At 38.7% G+C, this 13773-nt stretch carries 10 protein-coding genes and 1 tRNA gene; 2 read left to right on the top strand and 9 right to left on the bottom strand.

Going from position 1 to position 13773, the window contains the following annotated elements; genetic code table 11:
* The first annotated feature begins 13 nt into the window (after positions 1–13).
* Positions 14–1693 carry a two-component system response regulator gene (locus ETP70_RS01160; RefSeq protein ID WP_151899445.1) on the top strand — a complete coding sequence of 560 codons (1680 nt, stop codon included), beginning with the start codon at positions 14–16 and terminating at the stop codon, positions 1691–1693.
* A gap of 101 nt (positions 1694–1794) precedes the next feature.
* A complete protein-coding gene (locus ETP70_RS01155) occupies positions 1795–3447 on the top strand; it encodes an EAL domain-containing protein (protein WP_188110016.1) in 1653 nt (550 codons plus the stop codon).
* A 115-nt stretch (positions 3448–3562) separates the two neighbouring features.
* Here the strand turns inward: ETP70_RS01155 and ETP70_RS01150 are convergent.
* The 9 genes from ETP70_RS01150 to guaA form a co-directional block, all read right to left on the bottom strand.
* Positions 3563–3646: transfer RNA gene (locus tag ETP70_RS01150), tRNA-Leu, on the bottom strand.
* Between the two features lie 71 nt (positions 3647–3717).
* Positions 3718–4032, bottom strand: a complete 315-nt coding sequence (locus ETP70_RS01145) for a F0F1 ATP synthase subunit C (RefSeq protein WP_151899443.1) — start codon at positions 4030–4032, stop codon at positions 3718–3720.
* Positions 4033–4173: 141 nt separating this feature from the next.
* Entirely contained in the window at positions 4174–6354 is a 2181-nt protein-coding gene (locus ETP70_RS01140; RefSeq protein ID WP_151899442.1) for a polyribonucleotide nucleotidyltransferase, read from the bottom strand.
* Positions 6351–7019, bottom strand: coding sequence for a phosphoribosyltransferase (locus ETP70_RS01135; RefSeq protein WP_151899441.1), 669 nt, complete (start codon positions 7017–7019; stop codon positions 6351–6353). The genes ETP70_RS01140 and ETP70_RS01135 overlap by 4 nt, the downstream gene beginning before the upstream one ends.
* 11 nt (positions 7020–7030) lie before the next feature.
* Positions 7031–9223: an LPS-assembly protein LptD gene (locus tag ETP70_RS01130; protein ID WP_151899440.1), complete on the bottom strand. Its 2193-nt coding sequence runs from the start codon at positions 9221–9223 to the stop codon at positions 7031–7033.
* A complete protein-coding gene (locus ETP70_RS01125) occupies positions 9216–9665 on the bottom strand; it encodes an RDD family protein (protein ID WP_151899439.1) in 450 nt (149 codons plus the stop codon). Before ETP70_RS01125 ends, ETP70_RS01130 begins: the two co-directional genes overlap by 8 nt.
* Before the next feature lie 11 nt (positions 9666–9676).
* Positions 9677–10942, bottom strand: a complete 1266-nt coding sequence (purD, locus tag ETP70_RS01120; protein WP_151899438.1) for a phosphoribosylamine--glycine ligase — start codon at positions 10940–10942, stop codon at positions 9677–9679.
* Positions 10943–11240: 298 nt separating this feature from the next.
* Entirely contained in the window at positions 11241–11882 is a 642-nt protein-coding gene (locus tag ETP70_RS01115; RefSeq protein ID WP_151899437.1) for a uroporphyrinogen-III synthase, read from the bottom strand.
* Between the two features lie 126 nt (positions 11883–12008).
* On the bottom strand, positions 12009–13559 hold the full coding sequence (guaA, locus tag ETP70_RS01110) for a glutamine-hydrolyzing GMP synthase (protein ID WP_151899436.1): 1551 nt from the start codon (positions 13557–13559) through the stop codon (positions 12009–12011).
* Positions 13560–13773 lie beyond the last annotated feature (214 nt).

The following is a 13773-nucleotide window of genomic DNA, read 5'->3' as shown; positions in this document are numbered from 1 at the left end:
ACTAGGAAATATAATGATGTCTGAAAAATATTGGGAAATTTTAGTCGTTGATGATGATGTTGCTGTGCATAATGTCATTAAGAAAGAACTGCAAAATATCTTTATTCAAAACAAACCCGTAAAAATCCTCCATGCACACAATGCACAAGAGGCGAAAGAACTCTTAAAAAACAATGCTGATACTGCTATTGCTTTTATTGACATATCTATGGAAACACCCGACGCAGGCTTGAAGCTTGTTGAACATATAAGAAATGTTTTGCACAACAGCAACATAAGAATTGTCATGATAGACAGCGGAAACTCGCCGGTTCCTCCTGATAAAATTTTTGACCATTATGATATTAACGGCTACAAAGAAAGAGAAGAAATTGTAAGCGGTAAATTTTATTTTATCATCCGCAATGCACTTAAGCAGTATGAACAGTACAAAGAGATCAAATCCAGCAGAGATGAAATCTATAAAAAGATGACGACCAATAATGTAACCAATCTGCCAAACAGAATCAAACTCTCAGAATATCTGGACACAATGGGAGAAAAATCTCTTATACTCATTAATATAGACGACTTCAGCCTCATCAATGAACATAACGGGTTTGACTTTGGCAATGAAGTACTGCGTGCTTTTGCAAAATTTTTGGAGAAAAAATATGGCAGATATGCCCAGGTTTTTCATCTGCACTCCGATAATTTCGTACTCTTGTGTGTCAAACTCGAAAATGAAACAACCGAAGATAATATTTTACGCATCAAAGACGATATTGCAAAATATATTTTTAACGTCAACGGTATAAAAACACGCCTGACAGCAAGTATAGGCATTGCACTGTACGAACGCGGAAATATCATCCAAAAAGCGGAGTTTGCCCTCAAAGAGGCACGCCGTTACGGCAAGAACAGTATTCAAAAGTATACAGATGATTTGAACATACTCCGGACGATTCATACCAATTCACTATGGAGTACAAGAGTACGTGATGCCCTGCACAACCATAAAATGCATACCTATTTTCAGCCTATTTTAGAAGTAAAAACCGGTAAAATCATTAAATACGAAGCCCTTGTCAGACTGGAATACGAAAATGAGATCTACTCCCCTTTTCATTTTTTGGATGCGGCACTCTACAGCGGACAGATATTTAAAATATTTCAGTTTGTTTTGGAAGAGGCCTGCAAAAAGGCTGTCCAAAACACTTACTTGTTTACGGTAAATATCAGCCAGTACGATATGCAGTATCCTGATTTTCTTCCGACAGTCAAAAAGATAGTAAAGAAATATAACCTGCCCCATTCCCGTATTACTTTTGAAATTCTGGAAAATGACAGCATTGCCCACAACAAAAATATTCAGGCACTGCTGAATGAACTCCATGCAGAGGGCTTTCGGCTTGCCATAGATGACTTTGGTGCCCAGTGTTCAAACTTTGGACAGCTTAACAACCTGCCCATAGATTTCATTAAAATTGACGGAGCCTACATCAAAAATATCATAACAGATGAAAACTCTCAGATAGTCACGACTACCATTATTGACTTTGCCCACAAAAAAGGGATTCCGGTCATTGCAGAATATGTCTGCTCCAAAGAGGTGTATGATTATGTAAAGGCTTTGGGCGTGGAGTATGTGCAGGGGTATGAGATTGCAGAACCGAAACCTGATTTGCAGGAATTAGACTTCTTGTCTCCTTAGTACAGATAAAAAGCCTTTCCTTCTGAGAATCCTCATTTAATTGATTAATAAAAGTTTTATGAGCAGCGATATATAATAGTTACTAACGCATGGAGTTCATAATGTCTACAAAATTTTGGGAAATACTACTGGTTGGCAATGATGCTTTTGTCCACGATATTTTAAAGGAAAAGTTGGGAGATGCCGTCATTTTCCATAAAAAGCTCAAAGTACTTCATGCACACAACGCAGAAGAAGCACGAAAAATCATTCAAAACAATAAAGATATCGCTGTTGCCTTTATAGATATCAATATAGAAAAACTAAGCGGCGGACTGCAATTAATCAACTACATTCGGGCACAAATCAGTACTACAATGCGCATAGTCATTATAGACAGTGTAGACTCAGCTGTTCCCACTGATGAAATTCTTGAGCATTATGATATAAATGACTACAGGTCACGCGCCTGCATAGAGTCTCAAAAATTCTTTCTGACTGTGCGTGCAGCTATCAAACAGTACCAGCAGTTTAAAGACATTCAAGACAAAAAAGATGAAATTTACACTAAGATGACTACAAATGAGGTGACAAAACTGCCAAATCGGCTCAAACTCTCTGAAAATCTCAGCAGTAGCGGCAAGAAATCTCTCATACTTATCAATATTGATGATTTCAGTGTTATTAACAACCACAACGGATTTGATTTTGGAGACAAAGTTCTGCGGGCTTTTTCCCGTTTTTTATTGGAAAAATATACACAGGATGCCCAGGTTTTTCACCTTGAAGCAGATGTTTTTGCCATGCTCTATACACAGGGAGACACGCTCACAACCGAGCAGAGAATTACAAAGGTAAAGGATGACATTTACAACCATCTTTTCTCCATCAACGGTATTAAAATACATTTGACTGCCAGCATTGGTGTTGTCATCGATGACTATGGAAACATTATACAAAAAGCAGAATTTGCCTTAAAAGAAGCCCGTCTGTATGGAAAAAACAATCTAAAGAAATACAGTGATGATTTGACGATTCTGCGAACCATCCATTCAAACTCTTTGTGGACAGGAAGAATACGCGATGCCCTGAGTGAGCATAGAATTCTGACCTATTTTCAGCCTATAAAAAATCTCAAAACAGATAAAATTGAAAAATATGAAAGTCTGGTCCGCATAGAGTATGAAGGTGAAATCTATTCTCCCTACCATTTTTTGGATGCCGCCCGCTACAGCGGACAGCTCTTTGAAATATTTAAAATAATTCTTGAAGAGGCCTGTAAAAAAATTCAGACCAGTGTTTATAATTTTACCGTCAACATCAGTGACTATGACCTGAAACATCCGCAGTTTATGGCAGTTGTGAAAAAAAATATCGAAAAATACAGTATCAGTCCGGAACGACTGACCTTTGAAATTTTAGAAAACAACAGTATCGCAAAACACAAAGAGATTCAAAAAACGCTTAATATTTTGCATGACCTCGGGTGTAAACTTGCCATTGATGACTTTGGCGCTGAGTGTTCAAATTTCGGACAGCTCAACAACCTAAAAATTGATTTTATAAAAATAGACGGGGTCTTTATAAAAAATATCGTTGCAGACAGAAACTCCCAGATTACCGCAAAAACAATACTCGACTATGCGCACCAGAAAAACATTCCGGTCATTGCCGAATTTGTCTGTTCTTTGGAAGTTTATGATTATGTAAAAAAAATGGGGATAGATTATGCCCAGGGTTATGAAATATCGGAACCTAAGCCTGAACTATCTTAACGGTATCTGCCAAAATATAGCATATATGTCCACGCACTTCATCTTCCGTTGTCTTTTATATAGTATCGATGCCGGTTTTTAAATATTGCTTTGAAAGTTCGAAAATAGGGGGTTATGGTGCGCAGAGGGGGATTTGAACCCCCACACCCGAAGGCACAACGACCTCAACGTTGCGTGTCTACCGTTCCACCACCTGCGCATTTGTGTGGTATAAAAGTGACCTGACTCTTTGGGAGCCAGGTCTGAGGTATATTTAGTAATCTCTAAAGATTATCCTAAATATGGGTTAGCGTAAAGTGCGATTAACGCAATTACCAGTGCATAAATAACCTGTGCTTCGATCATTGCAAGAGCGATGAACATTGTAGTCATAAGTTTAGCACCAAGACCAGGGTTACGTGCAGTACCGGCAATAGTTGCAGCAGCAGTATGACCCATACCGATAGCTCCACCTAATGCAGCAAGACCAAGACCGAGACCGGCAGCGATCATTGAGTATGCTTTAAGAGTTTGGTTGGCAACCTCACCGTCATTTGCGAATGCAGCAGCAGAAAAAGCTACTAAAAGAAAAAGAATTTTTTTCATAATATATTCCTTGAAATAATTACAATCCGTTCGGATAGCGTAACCTCATTACATGTAATGAAGCAACCTGAACATAAATGCCCAGATTTCCCTACTAGAAATTGATAAGCGCATTATATGAAAGTTTTGCTAAATATTCTCTTATGCAAGACCTAAAGAAATTTTATTTCCTTTAAATTCTAAAATTTCCACCTTTACTTTATCGCCTTCGCTTAAAATATCACTTACATTCTCCACACGTTTGTCTTTTGAAAGTTTGGATATGTGCAACAGGCCGTCTGTTCCGTCAGGCAACTCTATAAAAGCACCAAAGTCAACGATTTTCTTTACAGTCCCTTCGTATTTTCCGCCTACTTCATATTTTATTTTTTCTTTTTTCGGTGCATTGACAATTTTTTGAATATGCTCTTTTGCTCCCTCTACACCATTTTTGTTTTTACCGGTAATTTTAACTTTTCCCTCTTTTTTATCTATATCTATCGCCACTTCAAACTTTTCTATCATTTCACGGATTGTCTTTCCTGCCTGACCTATAATTTCACCGATAAATCCCGGATCAATATGAAAAAATTCTGTAACAGGAAGTACGCCGTCATTAAATTCTATTTTAGCCTCTGCATCAAGCATAATGTCAATAATATGCGCACGTCCTTCTTTTGCCTGATACAATGCTTCTTTTAAAATGTTCAGACTCACACCGCCGAGTTTGATATCCATCTGCATAGCGGTAATACCCTCTTTCGAACCGGTAACCTTGAAATCCATATCACCATCATGATCTTCAAGACCCATAATGTCAGAAAGAATTGCATAACGCTCTCCGTCACTTATCATACCCATGGCAATACCAGCAACCGTATCACTTGTCTCAAGCCCTGCAGCTTTAAGTGCAAGATACCCGCCACACACAGTTGCCATTGAAGAAGAACCGTTTGACTCCAGTATTTCAGACACCAGACGGACTGTCTGTCCATCAAGGTTGAGTATCGGTTCAAGCGCACGTTTTGCTAAATTTCCGTGTCCGAGTTCACGTCTTTTTGTTCCCATAATAGGAGAAGCTTCCCCTACCGAAAATCCCGGAAAGTTATAATGCACCATAAAGTTTTCATTTTGAGTGCCGGAATCTGTCAAACCTTCAAACATTTGCGCATCTTTGGGTCCGCCCATCGTTAAGACCACAAGAGCCTGTGTCTGTCCACGGGTGAAGAGACAAGAGGCATGCGCAGCCGGCAATACATTTGTATCAATACTGATAGGACGTATTTCTGTCAGTGTACGTCCGTCGGCTCTTACTTTTTCATTGAGTATCTGTGCACGCACCTGCTCTCTTTTAACCGCTTCTATTGCCGCTTTGAGTTCAAGTTCATCCCACTCCAGATTATTGGTAAGAATTCTTTTTCTGAGGTTTCTTAAGGCAGTTGAGCGTTCAGACTTTGCCATTTGATTCATGGCATCTATGATATCTTGCATATGACGTTCTTTCACAAAAGCCACCATCTCTTCATTTAAACCGTCTGTTTTGAGTTCCAGAGGTTTTATCTCTTTTTGATACGGTCCAAAGGCCACTTCATATTCAACATTTGAAGCAAAAAGAATTTTTTCTGTTTTATCAAGTACTTCTATCAGTTCATCTTCACTCATTGCATTGGATACATGTGTATCTACCACTATTGTACCAAGACTCGGATCCATCATCGGGTCAAGCATCGGCTCGTAGGTCTCTTCGACTTCAACCTTTTCACTGCCGATGGAACGCATCTCTATCATCAGTAAATCTTTCTTCGTTCCTGAAAGATACAAATCCAGTGTAGAGTTCTTCAACTGTGAAAGTGTTGGGTTCAGTACAAGCTCTCCGTCTACTTTAGCTGCGCGAACCGCACATACACTGCTGTTTATATCTATGTCCGAAGTAAAAAGTGCAGCCGAAGCGGCATTAAGCGCAAGAAGCTGCATATCAGACTCAGCATCTGCCGAAAATACCATAATGGTAATTTGTGTCGGGTGCCCGAATCCTTTCGGAAACAAGGGACGCAGACTTCTGTCTACTATTCGTGATGTCAGAGTCTCAAAATCACTCGGCTTTGTTTCACGTTTGAAAAACCCTCCCGGAATTTTTCCGGCTGCATATGTTTTTTCTATATACTGTACAGTCAAAGGCAAAAAGTCATCTTTGACAACCTCAGTCTCATCAATTACTACCGTCGCCAGTATTACAGTTTTACCTGATTTAAGCCATGCCGAACCGTTTGCCTGTTTGGCAACATCACCAAAGGAGTATTCTTCTACTCTGTTTTCTAATTCTAATTTTACATCATACGTCATCTGTTATCCTTTAAATCTTTACTGAGTATTTCTTCTATTTCTTCATCGTCCATTATTGTTAAATTCTTATAATACAATGATGTTTCTACATAGTCATCTATGTCATACAGAAAAAATATGTCATCTACGAATGTTTCTAACAATTCTAAAACATCTCTTGGCAGTACAGGACTGGCAATATAAACTGCTTTTGGTTTCTGGGCCAAAACTGTTTTGAGTGCAGTCATAAACTTGCTTCCTGTCTCACTTCCCTCATCTACAAGTAAAACAATCTTGTTTTTCATAGGAGGAAACGGTCTTCCTTTGCGATACTTGTATATATAGCTAAGTATATCCTCTTCATGCTTTCTGTGAGCTTCTCCGTAGATATAATCATACTGTATTCCAAAGGCATTAATCAACTCTTCATTGAGGACAATCTCCTCTGTCTCACTGACTCTGGCAACTTCACATTCAGGATTGTTTGGCGCCATAATTGCTTCTAAAAAAAGAATTTCCAGGTTATTTTTCAACTTGCCTTTTATCAGTGAAGCCAATTCAAGTCCGCCTTTTGACACTGCAACAATATTCCACGCTTCTTCTTTTAATTTTTGCATAGGCAGTACATCACGAAGCTTTTGTGCTGCATCTTCCCTGTCTTGTAAAATATGCTTATACTTTTGCATCTTTTTGCATCCTATTTTGTATCATCCGGCAATTTATACGATAAAAAAGAGCTGCCGGCATTTGCTTTCATTAACGGTTTTAATACAATAGTCAAGTATATAAACCTGTCATACACAGAGGAACTTGTACTCCCGACTGTAGTCAAGACAGGTCTGTTGTTTTCGGTATACTGCACTCCAAAATCCCAACATCGCTTTGTGTACAAAAATCCGAAAGAAAAACTTTTTCTCTCTTTTGATTCTAAATCATAATTATAGCTTGTATTGTAAGAATAGTGTTTGTTGTAAGTATATTTTACATTTGATGTGAGATAACTTGTATAGGGCGTATAAGTGGCTGTTTTTGGTAAAAAGGTATTTTTATAGAGATGTGAGAGTGCAATTTTCACGCCATTCCTGTTGAATGACACCTGATTCAAAATCTTTGAAAACTTTTTTTCCTTATAATTATAAAACATGTTATTGTAATAGGACAAAAAACTCGTTATCTTATAGTCAAGCTCATTTTCCAGGTCACCATAGCGTTCTTTTGTATTTTCGTAAGAGATGTTTTGGGAAAGTCTGTGATAGATAATCTCCTGTGCGGTACTGTCATAAAAATATTGCTGAAAGTTTAGCTGTGTATCATTTTGAATTGTTGCTATATTATAAAACTCACATCTTTGTGCAAAATTTGGATCTGCCTTATTTGTAAAATCTGAACAGTAGTCCATATTGTCCTGATAAAAACCGTCTTTCTTACTCCAGCCTTTCGCATTATAACTCACGTCAAAGCCTACAACATGACTAAAATTTGCATATGCCTTTGTTAACTGTGTTGAAACAGTAACAGTATTGTAGTTGCTTGCATAAAAGCCGTCATGATATTCAAAACCCGGAATTGGATTTTGTTCATGCCCGCTAAATTGAGAATGTTGCAGATACAGATTTGCCTTGTATGAAAGATTGACATATTCACTAAACAATGGCGCCTGAAGTGTTACAGGCAGATTTACATCTGTTTGAATTACTTTTTTGTTTATGATTCTTTGAATATTATTACTCTGCACATCAAAGGAGTACAGCAAATGATCTTTCAAAAAAGTATCTACATAATGATGGTATTGAACAGTTGGGAGTTTTTGCAGTGTATTGTCATTTGTCTGGAGTGTCAAATCTTCATAATATTTAAAATAGGCACCTATATAGTTGTCATTTGTATTATAAAAAAGGTTTACTCGTGAAAGTACCTGTGTTGCAGTTGCCTGCTGCAGTGCATTGTTGTTTTGTGCAAGGTTAATGTAGTCAACATCATTCATATGGTTAATATCTGCATATATTCCGGACTGTCCTGGCAAGTTCAGTCCAAGCCATTGATTCAGAGGATTTGTATTGTCATACTTAAAATTAAATCCGTAATGGGATTGATTTTGCAGATTATATTTTAAATAATACTCCTCGTTTTCTTTAAAATATCCTGCTTTGAATTCTCCGTGTGAAACAGCAGAATCCACAAATCTGAAAGTAGTATAAAGTCCTTTTCCTCTTGTGGTTCTGATCTGTGGATTGATTTCTAAATCCCACCAGTTTTGTTCGGCAATGTAAATCGGCTGTTCATAATAAAACCCTTCGGTTGAGGATATTCCAAAAGACGGCTTCAAAAGACCGGTACGCCGTGTCGTATCAAGAGAGTAGCCAAAATAGGGTGTATAAAATACCGGTATATCGTAAATATAAAGCCGTGCATTGTATAAATTAATCCATTTGGAATCTGTATTGTATTCCGATGAAGAAAACTCCATTGTCCATAAAGGGTCTACAGGATCACATCCACTGACTGAACCTGAAGTGATATCCAGCAGCACTCCTTTTGATTCACCTTCATTTGCACTGATCCAGACATCAGATTTGTTCTCAAGCAGATAAAGCGGTTTAAAATACCGCTCTTTTTTTGCCAAATTGAGTTTTGCATATTTTCCGAGTATCTTGTACTTTTTGTTATGGTTGAGCCGTACCTTCCCAAAGAGTTCCAAATCTTGCGTCTTTTGGTTATACACCGCTCTTTGAGCAGTTAAAAAATAATCTTTGTAAACAACACTGACTCCTCCGTCCGCATACACAATATTGTTTTTTGATTTAACAGAGGATGCATATATTTCAATCTTGTCATCTGCAATCAGAATACCCATACAGGCGAGAAGGAAAAAAAGAAAATATTTAAGCATCTATCACCAAAGTTTTTGCGGTTTTATCATGCCATGCCTGGCGCTGCGGATCAAACATTCCCCATAAAAAACCAAGATAAAAAATCATTTCACTTATAATTCTGAAAACTGCCCTGTTGAGTGCTGCTGCAAAGTTCGGATTGTCCAGTGTACGTACATCAATAACTTTTATTTTCATTGCCAGCTTCCCTAAAGTAGCCCCGTACTGCATTACAAAAAAAGTCTGATAGACTATTTTCATCGCAATATACTGCAATACATAGGTATTTGTCAGTATAATAATATCTTCAACCGTCTGCGCATTGGCAAATGAATCAGACATCGCGATAATAAGTAAAAAAGAGAGCAGCATTTCATCTATAAAAAATGCCATTGCCCTTTTTTTAACAGAGGCGAGCTGTAAATGTTCTCGGTTGAGAAGTTTTTCAATCTCTTCATTCAAAATTCAAATTCCTAAAGAGCTTGGTAGGCGATATCTGTACGAAGTTTTTTTCCTGCAAAATGAACCTGTCCACATCTCATATAGGCTCTGTCACGTGCCTCTTTGATACTCTCACCCAAACCGACACATACCAAAACACGTCCACCCGTTGCGTAGAGCTTCCCGTCTTCCATTGCAACACCGGCAAAAGATATATGTGTATTTTCTTCTATTTCTTTATGCTTGACATCATCTAAAATAATTTCAGCAGGCGTTGATGGTCCGTACGGATAGTTTTCACTCGCCATAACCACACCGACAGCATACTGGTCTGAAAATTCTACTTTGATTTCGCCCAAACGGTTTGTTGCCGCTTTGTAAAACATGTCAGATACGCTTGAAGTCATTAACGGCATAAGAATTTCACATTCAGGATCTCCAAAACGTACATTAAATTCCAGAGTAATCGGCTCACCGTTTACCACCATAATACCGATAAAAAGTACACCCTCAAAAGGTGCACCCTCTTGTTGCATACCCTCAAGTGTAGGGCGGATAATACGCTCTCGTACTTTTTGGTACAGTGTTTCATCTACAAGCGGAGTCGGGGCATAGGCACCCATTCCTCCTGTATTTGGACCTTTGTCACCGTCAAGCAGGCGTTTGTGATCCTGTGCAGCCGGAAGCAAGATATAATCTTTCCCGTCACATACTGCAAACATAGAAAGTTCATATCCGTCTAAAAACTCTTCCACGATTACTTTTTTACCCGCATCACCGAAACTTTTTCCGCTGAGCATTTCAGAAATTGCTTTTTTTGCCTCATCATGGGATTGTGCGATGATAACACCCTTTCCGCCACACAGACCATCTGCTTTTACAACGATAGGTGCCTGCAGGGTGTTTGTAAACCTAAACAGCTCTTCTATCGAATCACTCTCTATATATTTTGCTGTAGGAATATTGTATTTTGCCAAAAAGTTTTTCATGTAGACTTTTGAGCCTTCAAGCTGAGCAGCCTCTTTACCCGGTCCGAAAATTGTCAGTCCCTGTGCTTTAAATATGTCAACAACACCATCCACCAGAGGCGCTTCAGGACCTACTATAGTCAAATCAATCTCATTTTTTTTTGCAAATGCTGCCAAATCATTGTAATCTTTGATATCGAGGTTTGTTCCCAGATTGTTTGTTGCACCGTTTCCAGGCTGAAAAAAAAGTTCATGTTCCTCTTCTTCATTTTTTATAGCACGGGCAATAGAGTATTCTCGTCCACCGCTCCCCAAGATCAATATTTTCATTTGTATCTCCATATAATTAAAAAATTTATTTAGCCCACCCTGATGAAATAAATAAACTTTTTTTGCATTAACCCGAGCAGCCGTCGCACTACTGGCTTGGTTCTAAAAGCCGAATTTGGGTGAAGAGAGGGTTGCCTGACGGCGGCAATTTCATCGGCAGAGTGAACATACCTCAAGCGAAACCACCGACACACGACAACCCTACTGATTCACAGGTTGAATATGTAGAACCCGCATATATGTGCTGACACGAACTACTCAGATTAACAAGATAATTATACTAAAAATATGCTTGTTTTTATTTTAGGGAATGCGCTATTTGCATACAACTCTCAATAGTTGTCTCATCAGAGAGAATACAGGAGCAGTTTTTTGGCAGTGCTTTTGCCGTTGTTTTGCCTATAACGATTATTTTATGTGTGTGCAGCAAAGAATGCCTGCTTAAAAAACACTCTACACTTGAAGGAGAGGTGAAAATAAGTATAGCCTCCTGCGGCACTGTTACATGTAACAACTCTTCACTGCACTTGCTTGCATAGACAATTTTTTCATCTATACAGTATCCCTCTTCTTTACATGTAAGGACAAAATCAGAAGCAACAAGTTCAGCACGCAAATAAAGCCATTTTGTCTCTTTTGGGTATTGTTTTATTTTTTCCGCAAGAGTATCGCCGTACCCCTTACCGACAGCCAGGACCTGACCCCCTAAATCTTCAAAACTTTTTGCACTCTGTTTTGAGATACACAGCGCCTGCTTCTTTATATACTCTTTTTTCTCATACTGTTGCAACGCTTTTGATGCCTGCTTTGAGGTAATTATCAGATAATCATATTTGGAAAAATCAATATCAGGCTGAAAAAAAGTAATATCCAAAGAGTTTACATGGTGAGCATCAGGATGAGAAGAGACAGAAAAAAGGTAAATGGGCTTGTTATGCATTGAAATTTCCTCGTTTATGGAAATCGTAAAAAGTTTGGTTCAGATTGGAATGTTTTGAGGTTAAGGCATAGTTAAACTATGCTGATTCCTCAATCCTTTCAAGATGAGCCGAAATTTTTCTCAATTTTATTCCCACTCTATTGTTGCGGGCGGCTTAGATGATATATCATAAACTACGCGGTTTATTCCATCAACCTCATTAATGATTCTTCTTGAAATTCTCTCAAGCAGGTCATGCGGCAGATGTGCGAATGTTGCTGTCATACCATCAACTGCTTCTACAACTCTGATACATACCGTGTTGTCATAGGTACGGTTGTCACCCATAACCCCTACTGATTTTACATTTAAAAGCACGGCAAAAGCCTGCCATGTTTTTGCATAATATCCGCTTGCTTTGAGTTCATCGAGCAAAATAACATCTGCTTCGCGTAAAAGATCCAAATCAGGAACATTGACATCCCCCATGATTCTAATAGCAAGACCAGGTCCGGGAAAAGGATGACGGTTAATCATACTCTCCGGAAGTCCCAGTTCCAGTCCGATTTTACGTACTTCGTCTTTAAAAAGTTCACGCAGCGGCTCAATCAGTTCAAAATCCATCCAGTCAGGAAGACCGCCGACATTATGGTGAGATTTAATCACTTCTGAGGGGCCGTTGACAGAGATAGATTCAATGACATCCGGATAGAGTGTTCCCTGTGCCAAAAACTTAATACCGTCATGTTTTTTCGCCTCTTTTTCAAACTCTTCTATAAAAGTATGCCCGATAATTTTGCGTTTTTGTTCAGGGTCGCTCACTCCTGCCAGTTTTGTTAAGAAGTTATCCGCTGCATCCACAGTAACAAGAGGCGCTTTGAGATTTACTTTGAAAACTTCTTCAACCTGCTCTCTCTCACCTTTGCGTAACAGTCCGTTATCTACAAACACAGGAATAAGCTGATCACCGATTGCTTCATACAGCATTGCTGCCACAACAGAACTGTCAACACCGCCGCTCAGTCCGCAAAGCACTTTGGCGTCACCGACACGTTCGCGAATGGATTCAATCTGCTGCTTGAGAAAATGCTCCATTTTCCATTTTTCTGTGACGCCACAGATATTTTTTGCAAAGTTGCGAAGCATCAGGTACCCTTCTTCAGAGTGCTGTACTTCCGGATGAAACTGAAGCGCATAGACACGTTTTTCATCATTTGCAATGGCCGCATACGGTGAATTGTCAGATGTGGCAATTACCTTAAAACCCTCAGGAAGTGTTTCTACTCTGTCCGAGTGGCTCATCCATACTACAGTGTGATTGTCACAATCTTTAAAAAGAGGAGAAACATTGTCAGGGTAGCCGACTATGTCAAGTTCTGCTTTTCCGTATTCATGGTGGTCAGAACGTATAACCGAACCGCCAAAATCTACCGCAATCCTTTGCATTCCATAACAGATACCAAGAATCGGAATGCCCATTTTATAAACCTCTTTGTCAACTTCATAGGCATCTTTGTTGTATACAGAAGAGGGACCTCCGCTGAGTATGATACCCTGAGGATTTTTCGCTGCAATATCCTGGGCTTTTGTATGAAAAGGAAGGATTTCACAGTATATTTTATCTTCACGAAGACGACGAGCGATGAGTTGTGTGTATTGAGAACCAAAGTCTAAAACTATAATGCTAACATTTGTCATTGAAATGCCTTTTGATAAATTTATATATAAAATGAGCAAAAGCCCATTTTACAGCAGGGACTCTGCGTCCCTACAACCCCCTAAAGCTACAAAAAACAATGTTTTTTGAGAAAAGAAAAGTTGAAAAGAATTTAAGTTATGAAAGGATACAATAAATAAGATTAATGTTTGATTTGTTCTTGGAAATCCAAGTCTTAGCCATTAGAGACAAAGC

This window comes from Sulfurimonas hydrogeniphila, assembly GCF_009068765.1.
GTDB classification, from domain to species: Bacteria; Campylobacterota; Campylobacteria; order Campylobacterales; family Sulfurimonadaceae; genus Sulfurimonas; species Sulfurimonas hydrogeniphila.
Note: the sequence above shows the minus strand (reverse complement) of the source record. Positions and strands in the feature narration are given on the sequence as shown.